The sequence below is a fragment of the Actinacidiphila sp. bgisy145 genome, from assembly GCF_057708125.1.
The window spans coordinates 13,940-30,849 of sequence record NZ_JBYIRL010000067.1 but is presented as its reverse complement, the minus strand read 5'-3'; the positions used below and the strand labels follow the sequence as shown (position 1 = coordinate 30,849).

14 protein-coding genes, 1 pseudogene and 1 riboswitch are annotated in these 16,910 nt (G+C 74.6%); of the genes and pseudogenes, 11 read left to right on the top strand and 4 right to left on the bottom strand.

The genetic code is table 11. The annotated features are described in order from the left end of the window. Positions 1 to 90: 90 nt before the first annotated feature. Together AC3ERT_RS35250 and AC3ERT_RS35245 are read left to right on the top strand one after the other, a co-directional pair. Positions 91 to 687 (top strand): annotated as a pseudogene (locus AC3ERT_RS35250) (methionyl-tRNA formyltransferase); the annotation flags it as partial. A 74-nt stretch (positions 688 to 761) separates the two neighbouring features. Next, the gene (locus tag AC3ERT_RS35245; RefSeq protein ID WP_435179120.1) at positions 762 to 2,210 is read left to right on the top strand and encodes an RsmB/NOP family class I SAM-dependent RNA methyltransferase; all 1,449 of its coding nucleotides are present in this window, start codon (positions 762 to 764) and stop codon (positions 2,208 to 2,210) included. Positions 2,211 to 2,268: 58 nt separating this feature from the next. Here AC3ERT_RS35245 and AC3ERT_RS35240 read toward each other — a convergent pair whose 3' ends face one another. Beyond that, a complete protein-coding gene (locus tag AC3ERT_RS35240) occupies positions 2,269 to 3,816 on the bottom strand; it encodes a glycoside hydrolase family 27 protein (protein ID WP_435179124.1) in 1,548 nt (515 codons plus the stop codon). Between the two features lie 456 nt (positions 3,817 to 4,272). On the opposite strand from AC3ERT_RS35240, the gene rpe reads away from it, so the two are divergent. Both rpe and AC3ERT_RS35230 read left to right on the top strand, forming a co-directional pair. Continuing rightward, positions 4,273 to 4,938 carry a ribulose-phosphate 3-epimerase gene (rpe, locus tag AC3ERT_RS35235; protein ID WP_335975947.1) on the top strand — a complete coding sequence of 222 codons (666 nt, stop codon included), beginning with the start codon at positions 4,273 to 4,275 and terminating at the stop codon, positions 4,936 to 4,938. Between the two features lie 240 nt (positions 4,939 to 5,178). After that, positions 5,179 to 6,177 carry a sugar-binding transcriptional regulator gene (locus AC3ERT_RS35230; RefSeq protein WP_335976269.1) on the top strand — a complete coding sequence of 333 codons (999 nt, stop codon included), beginning with the start codon at positions 5,179 to 5,181 and terminating at the stop codon, positions 6,175 to 6,177. A gap of 196 nt (positions 6,178 to 6,373) precedes the next feature. Here the strand turns inward: AC3ERT_RS35230 and AC3ERT_RS35225 are convergent, their stop codons facing one another. After that, complete coding sequence (locus AC3ERT_RS35225) at positions 6,374 to 6,667, bottom strand: barstar family protein (protein ID WP_335975951.1); 294 nt, start codon at positions 6,665 to 6,667, stop codon at positions 6,374 to 6,376. A 147-nt stretch (positions 6,668 to 6,814) separates the two neighbouring features. Here AC3ERT_RS35225 and AC3ERT_RS35220 point away from each other — a divergent pair, with 147 nt between their 5' ends. The 6 genes from AC3ERT_RS35220 to AC3ERT_RS35195 all read left to right on the top strand — a co-directional run bounded on the left by AC3ERT_RS35220 (position 6,815) and on the right by AC3ERT_RS35195 (position 13,087). Continuing rightward, the gene (locus tag AC3ERT_RS35220) at positions 6,815 to 6,988 is read left to right on the top strand and encodes a hypothetical protein (RefSeq protein WP_435128122.1); all 174 of its coding nucleotides are present in this window, start codon (positions 6,815 to 6,817) and stop codon (positions 6,986 to 6,988) included. Between the two features lie 195 nt (positions 6,989 to 7,183). Further along, on the top strand, positions 7,184 to 8,623 hold the full coding sequence (locus AC3ERT_RS35215; RefSeq protein WP_335975959.1) for a GuaB1 family IMP dehydrogenase-related protein: 1,440 nt from the start codon (positions 7,184 to 7,186) through the stop codon (positions 8,621 to 8,623). A gap of 56 nt (positions 8,624 to 8,679) precedes the next feature. Continuing rightward, positions 8,680 to 9,135 carry an Lrp/AsnC family transcriptional regulator gene (locus AC3ERT_RS35210; RefSeq protein ID WP_335975965.1) on the top strand — a complete coding sequence of 152 codons (456 nt, stop codon included), beginning with the start codon at positions 8,680 to 8,682 and terminating at the stop codon, positions 9,133 to 9,135. A 117-nt stretch (positions 9,136 to 9,252) separates the two neighbouring features. After that, positions 9,253 to 10,248 carry a PRC and DUF2382 domain-containing protein gene (locus AC3ERT_RS35205; protein WP_435128119.1) on the top strand — a complete coding sequence of 332 codons (996 nt, stop codon included), beginning with the start codon at positions 9,253 to 9,255 and terminating at the stop codon, positions 10,246 to 10,248. A 302-nt stretch (positions 10,249 to 10,550) separates the two neighbouring features. Continuing rightward, complete coding sequence (locus AC3ERT_RS35200) at positions 10,551 to 11,372, top strand: carbon-nitrogen hydrolase family protein (protein WP_435179118.1); 822 nt, start codon at positions 10,551 to 10,553, stop codon at positions 11,370 to 11,372. Beyond that, complete coding sequence (locus AC3ERT_RS35195) at positions 11,369 to 13,087, top strand: flavin monoamine oxidase family protein (protein ID WP_335975975.1); 1,719 nt, start codon at positions 11,369 to 11,371, stop codon at positions 13,085 to 13,087. Before AC3ERT_RS35200 ends, AC3ERT_RS35195 begins: the two co-directional genes overlap by 4 nt. Here the strand turns inward: AC3ERT_RS35195 and AC3ERT_RS35190 are convergent. Beyond that, positions 13,048 to 13,887, bottom strand: a complete 840-nt coding sequence (locus AC3ERT_RS35190; protein WP_435179115.1) for a DUF5995 family protein — start codon at positions 13,885 to 13,887, stop codon at positions 13,048 to 13,050. The genes AC3ERT_RS35195 and AC3ERT_RS35190 overlap by 40 nt on opposite strands. A gap of 142 nt (positions 13,888 to 14,029) precedes the next feature. Further along, positions 14,030 to 14,890 carry an NAD-dependent epimerase/dehydratase family protein gene (locus AC3ERT_RS35185; protein ID WP_435128111.1) on the bottom strand — a complete coding sequence of 287 codons (861 nt, stop codon included), beginning with the start codon at positions 14,888 to 14,890 and terminating at the stop codon, positions 14,030 to 14,032. Between the two features lie 552 nt (positions 14,891 to 15,442). Then, positions 15,443 to 15,573: riboswitch (FMN riboswitch) on the top strand. Positions 15,574 to 15,700: 127 nt separating this feature from the next. Here AC3ERT_RS35185 and ribD point away from each other — a divergent pair. Next, the gene (gene ribD, locus AC3ERT_RS35180; protein WP_435179113.1) at positions 15,701 to 16,909 is read left to right on the top strand and encodes a bifunctional diaminohydroxyphosphoribosylaminopyrimidine deaminase/5-amino-6-(5-phosphoribosylamino)uracil reductase RibD; all 1,209 of its coding nucleotides are present in this window, start codon (positions 15,701 to 15,703) and stop codon (positions 16,907 to 16,909) included. The last annotated feature ends 1 nt before the right edge of the window (position 16,910 follow it).

Below are 16,910 nucleotides of genomic sequence, written 5' to 3'. Positions count from 1 at the left end.
CCGCGCTGGAACACCTCGGGCATCCCCTTACACACCCTCTCCTCCCCCCCCCCCCCCCCCCCCCTCCCCCCCCCCCCCCCCCCCCCCCCCCCGGTGCAGCACGCCGTGATGGCCGGGGACGAGGTGACCGGCGCGTCCACCTTCCTCATCGAACAGGGCCTGGACTCCGGGCCGGTGTACGGCGTCGTCACCGAGGAGATCCGGCCGAAGGACACCAGCGGCGACCTGCTCGGGCGGCTCGCGCACAGCGGCGCGCGGCTGCTGGTCGCCACGATGGACGGCATCGAGCAGGGCGATCTCGTCGGGCGCCCCCAGCCCGCCGACGGCGTGACCGTCGCGCCCAAGATCACGGTGGAGGACGCGGCCGTCGACTGGAGTGCGCCCGCGCTGCGCGTCGACCGGCTGATCCGCGGCTGCACGCCCGCGCCCGGGGCGTGGACGCTGCTCGGCGGCGAACGGGTCAAGCTCGGGCCCGTCGTGCCCGCCCCCGACGCCGAAGGGCTCGCGCCCGACGCCCAAGGGCTCGCGCCCGGCGAGATCGGGGTGACCAAGAAGGCCGTGTACGTCGGTACCGGAAGCCACCCGGTCCGCCTCGGCGACGTCCAGGCGGTCGGCAAGCGCGCCATGGCCGCCGCCGACTGGGCCCGGGGCACCCGGATCGAACCCGGCACCCGGTTCGGCGGGTGACGCGGGGCCACCCGGCGCCCCCGACCGACCGCGGCTCCTCCCGCCGTACCCTTGGCGGCGAGCCGTACGTTCGTATGAGGAAAACCGGAGCACCTTTGAAGAGCACGCAGGGCAAGCCGTACCGCCGTCCGCAGAAGGACCCGGTGCGGGTGTTGGCGTTCGAGGCGCTGCGGGCGGTGGGGGAGCGGGACGCCTACGCGAACCTGGTGCTGCCGGGCCTGCTGCGCGCCGCGGAGCAGGAAGCGGCGAAGAAGGGCCGCACCTTCGACCGCCGGGACGCGGCCCTGGCGACGGAGCTGGTGTACGGCACCCTGCGCCACCAGGGCACGTACGACGCGGTGATCGCGGCCTGCGTGGACCGGCCGCTGCGGGAGGTGGACCCTCCGGTCCTGGACGTCCTGGCGCTGGGCGCCCACCAGTTGCTGGCCACCCGCATCCCCGCGCACGCCGCGGTCTCGGCGACCGTGGAGCTGGCCCGGGTGGTGCTCGGCGACGGCCGGGCCCGGTTCGTGAACGCGGTGCTGCGCCGGGTCGCCGCGCAGGATCTGGACGCGTGGCTGGCGCAGGTCGCCCCGCCCTACGACGAGGACCCCGAGGACCACCTCGCCGTGGTGTACTCCCACCCGCGCTGGGTGGTCTCCGCGCTGTGGGACGCGCTCGGCGGCGGCCGGGCCGGCATCGAGGAGCTGCTCGCGGCCGACAACGAGCGGCCCGAGGTCACCTTGGTGGCCCGGCCCGGCCGCAGTTCGCCCGAGCAGATCGCGCGGTCGCTGCCGCCGGAGGCCACCGCGCCGGGCCGCTGGTCGCCGTACGCGGTGCGGCTCGCCGAGGGCGGCGACCCGGCCGCGGTGCCGGCCGTGCACGACGGCGACGCCGGTGTGCAGGACGAGGGCAGCCAGCTGGTCGCCGCGGCACTCGCCGCGGCCCCGCTCGAGGGCCCCGACACGCGCTGGCTGGACGGCTGCGCGGGCCCCGGCGGGAAGGCGGCGCTGCTCGCGGCGCTGGCCGCCGGGCGCGGCGCGCACCTGGTCGCCGCCGAGAAGCAGCCGCACCGGGCCCGGCTGGTGGGCCGCGCCCTGCACGGCAACCCGGGCCCCTACCAGGTGGTGGTCGCCGACGGGACCCGCCCGGTGTGGCGGCCCGGCTCCTTCGACCGGGTGCTGGTCGACGTGCCCTGCACCGGACTCGGCGCGCTGCGGCGCCGCCCGGAGGCGCGCTGGCGGCGCCGCGCGGAGGACGTCGGCGGCTTCGGCCCGCTGCAACGCGCCCTGCTCACCGAGGCGTTGACAGCGGTACGGCCCGGCGGGGTGGTCGGCTACGCGACCTGCTCCCCGCACCTGGCCGAGACCCGCGCGGTCGTCGACGACGTGCTGCGCTCACCGCACGCGCCCGCCGCCGAGCAGATCGACGCCCGCCCGCTGCTGCCGGGCGTGCCCGCGCTCGGCGACGGCCCCGACGTCCAGCTGTGGCCGCACCTGCACGGCACGGACGCGATGTACCTCGCGCTGCTGCGCCGCCGCTGACGGCGCGGTGCCGTGCGGCCCCGGGCGGAACCGGGGCCGTACGGCCGGCAGGCGCGGGTCAGAGCAGGCTCCACTGCTGGTTGGCGCCGCCGTTGCAGGTCCACAGCTCCAGCCCGGTGCCGTTGGCGTTGCCCGCGGGCTGGTCGCCGCCGGTGACGTCGAGGCACAGGCCGGACTGGACCCCGGTGACGGTGCCGTCCGCGTTGAGCCGCCACTGCTGGTTGGCGCCGCCGTTGCAGGTCCACAGCTCGACCTTGGTGCCGGCCGCGGTCCGGTTGTCGTAGGCGTCCAGGCACGCGGTCCCGCCGTACAGCCGCAGTTCGCCGGCCGAGGTGAGGGTGACCGCCTGGTTGGCGCCGCCGTCGCAGTCCCAGATCTCGATCGGTGTGCCGTCGGCGGTCTCGTTGTCATAGGCGTCCAGGCAGCGCTTCGAGGACGCCCCGCGCAGCGGATGGGTGGTGCCGACGCTGCTGCCGCTGCCGGGGGAGACCCGGAACATCACGGTGCCGTGCCCGGGCACGGCAGCCGAGATCGCGCCGCTGGTGGTGCTGACCTCGTTCGTCCACAGGTTCGTCAGCTTGTACGACGACGCGGACGGTGCGGCGACCGCGGCGGCGGTGGTGCTGATGGTGGCGGCCGAGGAGTTCTCGTTGAACAGCGCCACCGACACGTCGCCGTTGGACAGCGGCTTGGTGAGCACGTCGAGGCCGCCGGCGGACGACACCTCGGTGCCCTGCTTGCCTAGCGCGTCCTGGTCGACGGCGATCACCGACGTGTTGCCGTACAGCGACAGCGTGGCCGGGGTGGCCGCGCGCAGGTCGGTGCCGGCGATCAGCGGCGCGGCCATCTCCGCCCACAGGCTGAACTCGCTGCGGTCCTCGGTGAAGGACATGCCGTTGCCGACCTCCAGCATGTCCGGGTCGTTCCAGGCGCCGGGACCCGCGTACTGCGCGAGTTGCACATTGGTGTGGAAGATCGACAGCATCGAGGAGAAGGAGGCGTTGATGTCGCCGGTGGTGCGCCACAGGTTGCCGGTGCCGGCGCCCCACGTCCACACGCTGTCCTCGCCCCACTCGCACATGCTGAAGACGATCGGCCGCCCGGTCGCCGCCAGCGCGTCCCGCATCGCGTCGTAGCGCTGCTGCCAGGGCACGCCCTGGTTGTTGCAGTTGTCGTACTTCAGGTAGTCCACCCCCCACGACGCGAAGCTCGCCGCGTCCTGCTGCTCGTGGTCGAGGCTGCCGGGGTAGCCCGCGCAGGTGGCGGTGCCGGCGCTCTCGTAGATGCCGAGCCTCAGGCCCTTGGCGTGGACGTACGCGGCGGTGCCGCTGATCCCGTCGGGGAACTTCGCCGGGTCGGGCACGAGGTTGCCGCTGGCGTCGCGGCTCTTGGTCATCCAGCAGTCGTCGATGTTGACGTAGGAGTACCCGTCGTCCTTCAGGCCGGAGGAGACCAGGTAGTCGGCGGTCTGCTCGATCAGCTGCTCGCTGACGTCGCAGCCGAACGCGTTCCAGTCGTTGAAGCCCATCGGGGGCGTGCGGGCCAGGCCGTTGTCCAGGGCGTGCGCGCGGGGCGACGAGCCGAACAGGACCAGCAAGGAGAGCATCAGCAGCGCCGCGAGGGCCGCGGCCAGCGGCCGGCGGGCCCGGCGGACGGCTCCGGGCGGCGCCGCCGGGAGGTGCGAGGGTGCCGGTGCCGGTGCCGGTGCCGGTGCCGGTGCCGGTGCCGGTGCCGGTAAGGGTGCGGTCGGACGCATCGTGCCGTCTCCTTCGTGGGGGGAGGGGCGCACGGCGCCGCGACGGGGCGCGCAGCGGCCGGCGCCCACCGTCGCGTGTGGCGAATTGGCCGACGGTGTCGGAAGTTGGCACGACGAAGTGTCGGCTTGTGTTGATATCCCGTCAAGAGGCCCGGCGCGAGGCCCGTCAAGCAGCCTGGCGGGTGCGGCATGACCGGGGTTACCGCGAGTAGAGTCGGGCGGCGCGGCGGTACCGTGCGCCGTGCGCGGCGCCGCGGCGGCGGCCCGCCGTACGGGCCGGCGCCGGATCTGGTTTGCTTGGGAACCATGACCGCGCAGATCAACCCCAGTATCCTGTCCGCCGACTTCGCCCGGCTCGCCGAGGCGGCCGACGCGGCCAAGGGCGCCGACTGGCTCCACGTCGACGTGATGGACAACCACTTCGTGCCGAACCTGACGCTGGGCGTGCCGGTGGTCGAAGCGCTGGGCCGCGCCACGGACATCCCGCTCGACTGCCACCTGATGATCGACCAGCCCGACCGCTGGGCGCCCGCCTACGTGGAGGCCGGCGCCGGCTCGGTCACCTTCCACGCGGAGGCCGCCGCCGCGCCGGTCCGGCTGGCCCGCGAGATCCGGGCCAAGGGCGCCCGCGCCTCGATGGCGCTCAAGCCCGCCACCCCGATCGAGCCGTACGAGGACCTGCTGCCAGAACTGGACATGCTGCTGGTGATGACGGTCGAACCCGGCTTCGGCGGGCAGGCGTTCCTCGACATCATGCTGCCCAAGATCCGCCGCACCCGGGCGCTGATCGACAAGTACGGCCTCCAGATGTGGCTCCAGGTCGACGGCGGTGTCTCACCCGCGACGATCGAGCGCTGCGCCGAGGCCGGCGCCGACGTTTTCGTGGCGGGCTCCGCCGTCTACGGCGCGGACGACCCGGCCGGCGCGATCCGCGCGCTGCGCGAGCAGGCCGACGCGGTCGCCGCGCGCTGACCAGCGCTCCTGTCCGGCGGACCGGCGCGGGTGCCGCTCCGCGACACGCGCGCCGGGCGGGGAACACCGGCCGAACGGCCGCCGAACGGCAGTCGAAGATCGCCGCCGGCCGCCGGATCGCCGGGGCCTGCTTGCCGCCTACGCGCCCGTAACCCCCGAAGTCTGGGAGGATGGCAGCGGAGCTGATCATATGGGTGACTGGGGAGAAGCGACGTGAGCACAGGCCGCGCACAGGTGCGCATGGGCCCGGGCGAGATGGTCCAGGCGGCGGCGATGGCACGTCGCTTCTACCTCGAGGGCAAGTCCAAGATCCAGATCGCCGAGGAGTTCGGGGTCAGCCGGTTCAAGGTGGCCCGGGTGCTGGAGACCGCGCTCGAACGCGACCTGGTGCGGATCGAGATCAGAGTGCCCGCGGAACTGGACGCCGAGCGCTCCGACGCGCTGCGCGCCCACTACGGCCTGCGGCACGCGGTCGTGGTCGAGACCCCCGCGGACCAGGCCGACGCGCCCGACCCGGAGAACCTCGGCGCGGTCGCCGCGGACCTGCTCGGCGAACTCGTCAGCGACGGCGACGTGCTCGGCCTGGCCTGGGGCCGCTCCATCATCACCATGGCCAACGCGCTGGACCGGCTCGCGCCGTGCACCGTCGTGCAGCTCACCGGGGTGTACGACGTCGGCACCGCCGAGCGCGGCTCCGTCGAGGCGGTGCGCACCGCCGCGGCCGTCTCCGGCGGCGAGGCCCACCCGCTGTACGCGCCCATGGTGCTCGCCGACTCCGCCACTGCGTCCGCGTTGCGCGCGCAGAGCCAGATCGCGGCCGCGATGAGCTACTTCGAGAAGGTCACGGTGGCCGTGGTCTCGGTCGGCTCGTGGGAGAGCGGGATCTCCACGGTGTACGACGCCGTGTCCGACGCCGAGCGCGCGCACTACGCCAGCCTCGGGGTGGCCGCGGAGATGTCCTCCCACCTGTTCGACGCCCACGGGCGGCGGGTCGGGCGGGACCTGCGGGAGCGGTGCATCACGATCGACGCGGATCGGCTGCGCCGCATTCCGGAAGTGCTCGCCATCGCCGGGGGGAAGCGGAAGGCCGAGGCGATCAACGCGGTGCTGCGGTCCGGGCTGGTCACGAGCCTGGTGACGGACACGGCCGCGGCGGACCATCTGCTGCATTCCACCGGGCCGATGGTGCGGCCCGCGCTGGATCGGGCCGACCCGGACGGGTCCCTGGCCGGGGGCTGAGCCGCGACGTCGGGCGCCGCCGGCCGTCAGGGCGGTGGTCCTGCGGCCGCGCGCCGTGGTGGTGGGCGGTTGTGTGCCGGCTGCCGGGCCGGTGGTGGGCTGGTCGCGCAGTTCCTCGCGCCCCTGGGGCCACGCGCCGTCGGGGCGGGGGTCCTGCGGCCGCGCGCCGTGGTGGTGGGCGGTTGTGTGCCGGCAGTCAGTCGAGGGTGATGGTGAGCTCGGTGTCGGTGTGGCGCCAGAAGAGCTCGGCGTCGTGGAGGATGTCCTTGACGATGCGCCAGTCGCGGGGGAGGCGGTCGGCGAAGTCGTGCCAGTTGCGGACGTGGAGGCGGCGGCCGCCGGGCTCGACCGGCCACCAGGACAGGTCGGTGAGGCAGTCCGCGAGCGCGTCCCAGTTGCGGCCGAACCAGTCGGGCAGCCGGAGGTCCGCGGAGACCCGGTCCATGAACTCCTGCCGGTCGCCGACGCCGGCCAGATCGAGCACGAGCATGCGCCGATGCTGTCACAGCATGTCGCAATGTGCCCGACAAGCCCCCTGGTCGCGCCGTGTCCCCCGGGCCCTGCCGCTGCGGCCTGTGGCATGTCTGTGACAGGGACGGGACGGTTCGCGGGTCTCGCCGACCCTACGATCTTGGCCATGAAACTCGGGGGACTGACACGCGTGCACGGCCACAGCCATCTCCACCACTACGGCCACAGCAGCGGCGGGGGTTCGGGGAGCCTGCCGATGCCGGTGGTCGTGGTGCTGGTGGTCCTGGTCGTCGTCGTGCTCGTGGTGGTCGCGGTCAAGCGCCGCAGCGGCGACTCGTAACGGGAGCAGGTGATTGGAGGATCATACGAAACGCGGGCGGGGCGGGGTACGCCGAACCGACGAAGAGCGCGCCGAAGGCCGCCGTGACCAGCGGACTTCGGGGAGGATGGGCCGAGGAGCCGCAGCCGGACGCTGATCCGGCCCGCGCCGACTCCCCGCCCGCCCCCAGTTGAACCCGCAGGTGAGAGAGTCGGTATGCGTTTCCTCAACGATGCCCAGCCCCCGTACGACCTGACGTACGACGATGTCTTCATGGTGCCCGGGCGCAGTGCCGTGGGCTCCCGGCAGGCGGTGGACCTCCGCTCGCCCGACGGCAGCGGCACCACGATCCCGCTGGTCGTGGCGAACATGACCGCGATCGCCGGGCGCCGGATGGCGGAGACCGTCGCCCGCCGCGGCGGCCTGGTCGTCATCCCGCAGGACATCCCGATCGACGTGGTCACCGAGGTCATCGGCTGGATCAAGCAGCGCCACCTGGTGCTGGACACCCCGATCACGCTGGCCCCCTCGCAGACCGTCGCCGACGCGCTGTCGCTGCTGCCCAAGCGGGCGCACGGCGCCGGGGTCGTGGTGGCCGACGGCCGCCCGGTCGGCGTGGTCACCGAAGCCGACCTGACCGGCGTGGACCGCTTCACCCAGCTGTCCGAGGTGATGTCCCGCGAGCTGCTGGTGCTCGACGCGGACATGGACCCGCGCGACGCCTTCAACCAGCTGGACGCCGCCCACCGCAGGCTCGCCCCCGCGGTGGACGCCGACGGGCGGCTGGCCGGCATCCTCACCCGTACCGGCGCGCTGCGCGCCACGCTGTACGACCCGGCGGTCGACGCGCGCGGGCGGCTGCGGATCGCCGCGGCCGTCGGCATCAACGGCGACGTGGCGGGCAAGGCGAAGCAGCTGCTCGACGCGGGCGTGGACACGCTCGTGGTCGACACCGCGCACGGCCACCAGGAGTCGATGCTCGCCGCGGTCCGCGCGGTGCGCGCGCTGGACCCGGCGGTGCCGGTGGTGGCGGGCAACGTGGTCGCCGCCGACGGGGTGCGCGACCTGGTCGAGGCCGGCGCGGACATCGTCAAGGTCGGGGTCGGCCCCGGCGCGATGTGCACCACCCGCATGATGACCGGCGTGGGGCGGCCGCAGTTCTCGGCGGTGCTGGAGTGCGCGGCCGAGGCACGGCGGCTGGGCCGGCACGTGTGGGCGGACGGCGGCGTGCGCCACCCGCGGGACGTCGCCATGGCGCTGGCGGCCGGCGCGTCGAACGTGATGATCGGCTCCTGGTTCGCCGGGACCCACGAGTCCCCGGGCGACCTCCAGCAGGCGGCGGACGGCCGGCTGTACAAGGAGTCGTTCGGCATGGCCTCCGCCCGCGCGGTGCGCAACCGCACCAGCGAGGAGTCGGCGTACGACCGGGCGCGCAAGGCGCTGTTCGAGGAGGGGATCTCCACCTCGCGGATGTTCCTGGACCCGGTGCGGCCCGGCGTGGAGGACCTGATCGACTCGATCGTGGCCGGGGTGCGCAGCTCCTGCACGTACGCGGGCGCGGCCTCGCTGGCGGAGTTCGCCGAGCGCGCGGTCGTCGGGGTGCAGAGCGCGGCCGGCTACGCGGAGGGCCAGCCACTGTACGCGAGCTGGTCGTAGCCGTAGCCGTAGCCGTCGCGGGTGGGGTCGGGCGCCGCGCGTGCGAGACTCCCGCTGTGGCGCTCAATGAGATCGACGAACGGATCGTGCACGCCCTGGCCGAGGACGCGCGGCGCTCGTACGCGGACATCGGGTCGCAGGTGGGCCTGTCCGCGCCCGCGGTCAAGCGGCGGGTGGACCGGCTGCTGGCGGCGGGCGCGATCACCGGCTTCACCGTACGGGTGGACCCCGCGGCGCTCGGCTGGCAGACCGAGGCGCTGGTGGAGCTGTACTGCCGGCACAACACCTCGCCCGCGGACATCCGGCGGGGGCTGGCGCACTATCCGGAGGTAGCGTCCGCGTCGACCGTGACCGGCGACGCGGACGCGGTGGTGCAGGTGTTCGCCTCGGATGTGCGCCACTTCGAGCAGGTGCTGGAGCGGATCGCGGGGGAGCCGTTCGTCAGCCGGACCCGCTCGGTGCTGGTGCTTTCCCCGCTGCTGCGCCGCTACGGTGCGGCGGGCCCGTCGTGACTTCCGACCCGGGCGATATGTCCGTCTTGGGATGAGTAGATATGTTTTGTCGTCCCTAATGGGGTAACGCGGTGAGGTGAGACCGGGAAAAGGGCCCCGGCCGCCCGAGGAGGCGACATGATCACGCGCGAACAGATTCCCCAAGTCGTGGGCCATCCGGTCCATGACGCGCAGGGGAAGAAGATCGGCGATGCCAAGCACATGTACCTGGACGACGCCACCGGCCTGCCGGAGTGGGTGACGGTCAAGACCGGCTTCTTCGGCAACAACGAGACGTTCGTGCCGACCCGCGCCGCGAAGATCGTGCAGGACCATGTCGAGGTGCCGTACGAGAAGGACAAGGTCAAGGGCGCGCCCAACGTGGACGTCGACTCCGGCGGCCACCTGTCGGCCGAGGAGGAACGGCACCTGTACCGCTACTACGGCCTGGACTCGCGTGGCGGCGAGGCGGGCACGCAGGGCGGGATGGGCACCGGCGAGAAGGCGGCGGCGGCCGGTGGCGCGGCCGGAGCTGCCGGGGCGGCCGGCGCCGCGGGCCGGGGCCGGCACGCCCGCCGCGACCGCGCGGAGGCGGCGGACCCGTCCGCCAAGGGCACCCAGCCGGAGATGTCCGGCAGCGAGGCAGGCACCGGCACGGCGGCGTACGCGGCCGGCCGCAGCGGTGCGGCCGAGCGGCTGGGCACCGGCGAGTCGAGGGCCGCGGCCGGCGACGAGATGACCCGGTCCGAGGAGGAGATGCACGTCCGGGTCGAGCGCCAGGCGGCCGGCCGGGCCAGGCTGCACAAGGTCGTCGACGTGGAGGAGGTCGAGCAGACCGTCCCGATCGTCCACGAGGAAGTGCGGCTGGAGCGCACGCCGATCACCGACGCGGAGCGCGCCGCCGGGCTGGGCGACATCAGCGAGGCCGAGCGGATCGTCACGCTCCACGAGGACAAGCCCGTGGTCGAGACCGAGGTCGTGGCCAAGGAGCGGGTCCGGATGCGGGTCGAGGAGCACACCGAGCAGCGCAAGGTGCACGGCCGGGTCCGCAAGGAGCGGATCGAGACCGAGATGGCCGGCGAGCCCGGCACCGAGCGGTCGGCCAAGTCCTCCGACGAGGAGGGCCTCGGCTGACCGGCTGACGGTCGCGCTCGACGCGCCGTTCGGGCGCCCACCCCCTGCCCGGGGTGGGCGCCCGCGCACGTTCCCGGCCCCCGCCGCCCGCCGCCGCCCACCCTCGCGCAACAGATCGCCGTTTCGGCGCCGAACAACGCAACAGATCGGGGCCACCGGCGCAATGTTCGCGTCTTGTCGCCACATCAGGGCGGGACATACCGTCCGGGGAGGGCCTGCTGAGCTGCGGAAAGCCGCGGCGAGTGGGCTCCGGCCGGGCGCGCGGTGCGCCGGGCGGGAGACGACGGACCGGGGAGCGGTGCATGGCCGAAACACTGCGGATCGGGCTGCTGCAAGGCCCCACCGGGCTGCCCGCCGACCCCGCGGCGAGCCTCGCGGCCCTGGAGCGCGCCGCCGCGCAGGCGGCCGGGCGCGGCGTACGCCTGCTGGTCACCAGCGAGATGTTCCTGACCGGCTACGCCCTCGGCACCACCGTCGCCGCCCTCGCCGAGCCGGCCGACGGGCCCGCCGCCCGGCAGATCGCCGCGATCGCCGCCCGGCACCGTATCGCCGTCGTGCACGGCTACCCCGAACGGGACGGCGACCGCGTCCACAACGCCGCCCGCCTCACCGGCCCGGACGGCACCGCACTCGCCGACTACCGCAAGACCCACCTCTTCGGCGGCTACGAGCGCTCCGTGTTCACCCCCGGCGACCGCCCGCTGGCGCAGGCCACCCTGGACGGCGTCCGGATCGGCCTGCTGGTCTGCTACGACGTCGAGTTCCCCGAAGCGGTCCGCGCCCACGCCCTGGCCGGCACCGAACTGCTGGTGGTGCCCACCGCGTTGATGCGCCCGTACGAGTTCGTCGCCCGAACACTGCTGCCCGCGCGGGCGTTCGAGAACGGCCTCCACATCGCGTACGTCAACCGCTGCGGCCCCGAAGGGGAGTACGACTTCCTCGGCGGCAGCTGCCTGGCCGGACCCGACGGCGTGGTGCGCGCCCGGGCCGGCACGGGGCCCGAACTCCTCGTCGCCGACGCCGACATGGCACTGCTGCGCACCACCCGCGAGCAGAACCCGTACCTGACCGACCGCCGCCCCGAGCTGTACGGCTCGCTCGCCGCCAGGAGAACCGCCCGATGACGTCCGTGCCCACCGCGATCCCCGACGAAGGACACGACCGCGGCCCGGCCGAACCGCCGCTGACCATGTTCGGCCCCGACTTCCCCTTCCCCTACGACGACTTCCTCGCCCACCCCGCCGGGCTCGGAGCGGTGCCGCCCACCGCGCACGGCACCGAGGTCGCCGTGATCGGCGGCGGCCTGTCCGGCCTGGTCACCGCCTACGAGCTGATGCGGATGGGCCTGCGCCCGGTGCTCTACGAGGCCGGCGAGATCGGCGGCCGGCTGCGTACCGTGGCCTTCGACGGGCACGGCGCCGTCGGCGAGGAAGGCGCCCTCACCGCGGAGCTGGGCGCGATGCGCTTCCCGCCGTCCTCCACCGCGCTGCGCCACTACATCGACCTGGTCGGGCTGACCACCAGGCCGTTCCCCAACCCGCTGGCGCCCTGCACCCCTTCGACCGTCGTGGACCTCAAGGGCCGCTCGCACTACGCCACGTCCGTCGACGACCTGCCCGAGGTCTACCACCAGGTGATGCGCGCCTGGCAGACCTGCCTGGAGGAGGGCGCCGACTTCACCGCGATGCAGCAGGCGCTGCGCGCCCGGGACGTACCGCGGATCAGACAGATCTGGTCCGCGCTCGTCGAGCGGCTGGACAACCAGACCTTCTACGGATTCCTGTGCGCCGCACCGGCGTTCGCCTCCTTCCGGCACCGGGAGATCTTCGGCCAGGTCGGCTTCGGCACCGGCGGCTGGGACACCGACTTCCCCAACTCGATCCTGGAGATCCTGCGGGTCGTCTACACCGGCGCCGACGACGACCACCACAGCATCGTCGGCGGCAGCCGCCAGCTCCCGCTGCGGCTGTGGGCACGCGAGCCGGACAAGCTGCTGCACTGGCCGCGCGGCACCTCGCTGCGCTCCCTGCACGGCGGCACCCCGCGCCCGGCGGTCACCGGGCTGCACCGCACCGCGGGCAACCGGATCACCGTCACCGACGCCACCGGCGACATCCGCAGCTACCGCGCCGCGGTGTTCACCGCGCAGAGCTGGATGCTGCTGGCGAAGATCTCCTGCGACGAGTCGCTCTTCCCGATCGACCACTGGACCGCGATCGAGCGCACTCACTACATGGAGTCCAGCAAGCTCTTCGTGCCGGTCGACCGGCCGTTCTGGCGGGACGTGGACCCGCGCACCGGCCGCGACACGATGTCGATGACGCTCACCGACCGGATGACCCGCGGCACCTACCTGCTGGACGACGGCCCGGACCGGCCGGCGGTGATCTGCCTCTCCTACACCTGGTGCGACGACAGCTCCAAGTGGCTGCCGCTGACCGCGCACGAGCGGATGGAGGTCATGCTCAAGTCGCTCGGCGAGATCTACCCCGGCGTCGACATCAGGAAGCACATCACCGGCAACCCGGTCACCGTCTCCTGGGAGGACGAGCCCTACTTCATGGGCGCGTTCAAGGCCAACCTGCCCGGCCACTACCGCTACCAGCGGCGGCTGTTCACGCACTTCATGCAGGACCTGCTGCCCGCGGACCAGCGCGGCATCTTCCTCGCCGGGGACGACGTGTCCTGGACCGCCGGGTGGGCCGAGGGCGCCGTGCAGACCGCGCTCAACGCGGTGTGGGGCGTCATGCACCACCTCGGCGGCGCCACCGACCCGCTCAACCCCGGCCCCGGCGACCGCTACGACGAGATCGCGCCGGTGCCGCTGCCCGAGGACTGAGCCGGCAGACCGCGGGCGACGCTCGCGGGGAAGGGCGCGAGCACCGCCCGGGCCATCGCGCCGACCGACACGTCCAGCGCCCGGGCGCACTCCTCGTACGCCTCCCGGCGGTCGCGGATCGCCCACAGCAGCCGGGCCGCCGCCCACGCGCCGTCCCGCGCCCGGGCCAGCGACCAGGACGCGACGGCGTGGGTGAGCGGGTCCAGCCGCTCCAGCAGGTCCGGGCCCGGCATCAGCTCCTCCCGGACCCGCGCCTCGATGGCGGTGAGCACCGCGCCCACCGCGACGAAGTCGGGTGCGACCGCGTCGGGCGTGCGGCCGGTGGCCCGGCAGGTGTCGACCACGGCCAGCGCGAGGTCGTGCCCGACATGGGCGGTGATGCCGGCCAGCGCGAACTGGAGCGGGTGGACCGCCGGATCGGCCCGCGCCCGCACCAACGGCTGCCAGCACGCGGGCACCCGGCCGCCCGTGCGGGGTGCGTCCGCGTCGGGCCCGTCCGTGCCGGGTCCGTCCGCGTCTCGGCCGTCCGGGGCCGGCGCGTCCGCGGCCTCGACCGCCGCCAGGTAGCGCCCGGCGAACAGCACGGCCAGCTCCGCCGCCTCCGGGCCGTCGGGGAAGCGGCCGCGGCCCAGCCGCCGGGCGAACTCCTCGGTGACCGACAGGTAGACCCGGTCGAACACCGCGACCCCGTCGGACGGCGGCAGCCGCACCGCCAGCGCCCGCATCCGCCGCACCACGTCCGCCACGCCCGCCGCGCCCCCCGCGTCCCCCGGCGCCGTCCACTGTGCCGTCGTCGTCATCCCCCCAGCTTCCGCACCGCGCATCCGCGGCCCGCCGCGCCGCGCGGCGAAGTCGCCGTGACGGCCGACCCGCACCGGCCGAAACGATTCGCCACCGGGCCCGGGCGGGCCCGCCCGGGCCTGCCAGGGGCGCTGCGGCTCCCTACAGCGCGCCCGCGTCCCGCGCGGTCCACACCGACGGGTAGATCGGCCGGAACCCCAGCTCGTCGCGGATGCGCGCGGTCGAGACGATGCCGTCCCACGGGTCCTCCACCACCCGCTCGGCGGCCTCGGGCGCGGGCGAAAGGCCGTTCAGCCAGAGCAGCTCGACGGTCGAGACGGGCGCGTCGTCGGCGATGTTGTAGATCCGGCCGCCGATGCCCGGCGCGTACAGCAGGCGCAGCAGCGCCTGCCCGACGTCGGCGTGGTGCACCATCTGGAGCCGCCGGTGCCCGGGCCACTCCCGCGCCCACGGCACCGCGTTCACCAGGTGCGGGTCGCCCTCGCCGTAGACGAACGCGAGCCGCCCGACGCGCAGGTCCAGGCCGTCCAGGGCCAGCAGACCGGTCTCCGCCGCCCACTTGGAGTCGGGGTAGGCGCTGCCCGCCAGGTGGCTGCCGGCCAGCGGCCCGTCGTCCTCCACGGCGGGGCGGCCGCGCCCGGCGCCGTACACCCGGTTCGTGCTGACCTGCACGAAGCGCCGCGCGCCCGCCTCGACCGCGGCCCGGCCGAGGTCGAGCGCCGCGTCGCGGTTGACCGCCCACGCCTCCTCGTCGGGCACACCGCGGAAGGCGGCCGCGACATTGACGACCGCGTCCACCCCGTCCACGGCCCGGCGCAGGTCCGCGCCCTGGCGCAGCTCGCCGACCACCGCCTGCGCGCCCAGCTTCGTGAACGGCTCGGCCCGCGCCTGGTCGCGCACCAGCACCCGTACGGTGTCGCCGCCGCGCCCGGCCCGCTCCAGCAGCCGGGGGACGAACCTGCGGCCGACCTGGCCGGTGGCTCCGGTGACCAGAATCCTCATGACGTGCTCCTCGCGCGTGTCCGTTGCCTGCGCCCGCCGCCACCACGCGGCGCGGCGGGCTGCTTCCCACCGTGCGCGCACCGGCCCGGTCGCGGGAGAGACGAGCCGATCCGGGGACGGCCGCGCCCTGGATCACGGCCCGGGCGTCCCGTTCGGTCCGCAGGCACCGCGCCGCACCGGGACCAGCTTGGTGAGCAGGCGTCAACTCCCTTCCCTGTCAAGGGAGATGGCGCGCGCCTGTGCCATGGCGTGTTCGCGCGCCTGGAATTGCCCGACTGGGGCTCCGACGGACGGTGAGTGCGCGCTAACGTGGAGACACGGTCCGGCGGGTTCGATTCCCCCGTGCGCATCCGCCGGACCGCTTACCTCTCCCACCTCTTCCCCTCCCTCCCGCTTCCTCCCGCCCCGCGGCGCCCGAGCCCGCCGGCGGTCGAGCATCCGGTGCGCAGCGCGGCTTTCCGCGCCCCCGAGGGGTCCTCGTGTGAGCGAGGGCACAAAACAGGGGTGGAGCGCGGGGACGCCGCCGTGGCAGACTTGGATCAGTAGTGACGTTCGCGCACTCCGGGGTCGGTGCAATTCCGAACCGGCGGTTACAGTCCGCGACCCGGCCGCAGCCAGCGGTCGGTTGACCAGGTGAAATTCCTGGACCGACGGTGAAAGTCCGGATGGGAGGCAGTGCGCGGCGGGCGTTCACTCGGGAAGGCCGCCGTAGGAGCGGGTCCGTGCGCATGACGTACGGTGCCGCGCGTGTGCGACCGGTCGCCCGGCGAGTGGAGCCCGTCAGTTCCCTCGCCCCGGAGTCCGTGCCTGATGAGGCAGGAGGACCCGGTGGCCACCAGTGCAGAAGCCGACGCGATGCGTCGAGCCGTCGCGCTGTCCGCACGCGCCCTCGGCGCGACCGCGCCGAACCCCGTGGTGGGCTGTGTGATCCTCGACGCGGCCGGACAGGTCGCGGGCGAGGGCTGGCACCAGCGCGCCGGCGGGCCGCACGCAGAAGTGCACGCGCTCCTCGCGGCCGGGGAGCGGGCCCGCGGCGGCACCGCCCTGGTCACGCTCGAACCCTGCAACCACACCGGCCGGACCGGCCCCTGCGCCCAGGCGCTGATCGAGGCCGGGATCGCCCGGGTCGTCTACGCGGTCGCCGACCCCAGCCCGGTCGCGGCCGGCGGCGCGCAGACGCTGCGCGCCGCGGGCGTCGACGTCGCGGGCGGCCTGCTCGCCGAGGAGGCCGCGGCGGTCAACGTCGCCTGGCTCACCTCGGTACGCGAGGGCCGGCCGCACGTGCGCTGGAAGTACGCCGCGACGCTCGACGGCCGGATCGCCGCCGCCGACGGCACCAGCCGGTGGATCACCTCGCCCGAGGCCCGCGCCGACGTGCACCGGCTGCGCGCGGCCGCCGACGCCGTCGTGGTCGGTTCCGGCACCCTGGCCGCGGACGACCCGCACCTGGCCGTCCGCGGTATCGACGGCGCCACCCAGCCGCTGCGGGTCGTGGTCGACACCCGCGCCCGGACCACCCCCGGCGCCCGGGTGCTGGACGACGCCGCGCCCACCCTGATCGCCGTCGGCCCGGACGCCGACACCTCCCACCTGGCCGGCGTGGACGTCGTACGGCTGCCGTACGCGCCGCAGGGCCGCGGCCTCGACGTGGCCGCGCTGCTGACCGAACTGCTCGGCCGCGGGGTCCGCTCGGTGCTGCTCGAAGGCGGGCCGACGCTCGCCGGGGCGTTCGTCGCCGCCGGGCACGTCGACGCCGTGACCGCCTACCTCGCCCCGGCGCTGCTCGGCGCCGGGCCCGCCGCGCTCGACGGCGGGGGAATCAGCACGATCGCACAGGCGTTGCGGCTCGACGTGACCGGAGTCGACCGGATCGGACCCGACCTGCGGGTCACCGCCGTGCCCGCCGCCGCGGCCCCCGCGAGCGAAGCCGCCACCGAAGCTGCCACCGAGGCCGCCACCGCACCCTCCGCTGCCGCCGTCGCCAGCGCTGCCGTTCCCACCGCATACCAGGAGAGCTGAC

What these genes read in the sequence shown, in the direction of transcription:
- AC3ERT_RS35245 (WP_435179120.1), top strand. Translation starts at nt 762, where the DNA reads ATGAGGAAAACCGGAGCACCTTTGAAGAGCACGCAGGGCAAGCCGTAC.
- AC3ERT_RS35240 (WP_435179124.1), bottom strand. Translation starts at nt 3,816, where the DNA reads ATGCTCTCCTTGCTGGTCCTGTTCGGCTCGTCGCCCCGCGCGCACGCC.
- rpe (WP_335975947.1), top strand. Translation starts at nt 4,273, where the DNA reads ATGACCGCGCAGATCAACCCCAGTATCCTGTCCGCCGACTTCGCCCGG.
- AC3ERT_RS35230 (WP_335976269.1), top strand. Translation starts at nt 5,179, where the DNA reads ATGGGCCCGGGCGAGATGGTCCAGGCGGCGGCGATGGCACGTCGCTTC.
- AC3ERT_RS35225 (WP_335975951.1), bottom strand. Translation starts at nt 6,667, where the DNA reads ATGCTCGTGCTCGATCTGGCCGGCGTCGGCGACCGGCAGGAGTTCATG.
- AC3ERT_RS35220 (WP_435128122.1), top strand. Translation starts at nt 6,815, where the DNA reads ATGAAACTCGGGGGACTGACACGCGTGCACGGCCACAGCCATCTCCAC.
- AC3ERT_RS35215 (WP_335975959.1), top strand. Translation starts at nt 7,184, where the DNA reads ATGCGTTTCCTCAACGATGCCCAGCCCCCGTACGACCTGACGTACGAC.
- AC3ERT_RS35205 (WP_435128119.1), top strand. Translation starts at nt 9,253, where the DNA reads ATGATCACGCGCGAACAGATTCCCCAAGTCGTGGGCCATCCGGTCCAT.
- AC3ERT_RS35200 (WP_435179118.1), top strand. Translation starts at nt 10,551, where the DNA reads ATGGCCGAAACACTGCGGATCGGGCTGCTGCAAGGCCCCACCGGGCTG.
- AC3ERT_RS35195 (WP_335975975.1), top strand. Translation starts at nt 11,369, where the DNA reads ATGACGTCCGTGCCCACCGCGATCCCCGACGAAGGACACGACCGCGGC.
- AC3ERT_RS35190 (WP_435179115.1), bottom strand. Translation starts at nt 13,887, where the DNA reads ATGACGACGACGGCACAGTGGACGGCGCCGGGGGACGCGGGGGGCGCG.
- AC3ERT_RS35185 (WP_435128111.1), bottom strand. Translation starts at nt 14,890, where the DNA reads ATGAGGATTCTGGTCACCGGAGCCACCGGCCAGGTCGGCCGCAGGTTC.
- ribD (WP_435179113.1), top strand. Translation starts at nt 15,701, where the DNA reads ATGAGGCAGGAGGACCCGGTGGCCACCAGTGCAGAAGCCGACGCGATG.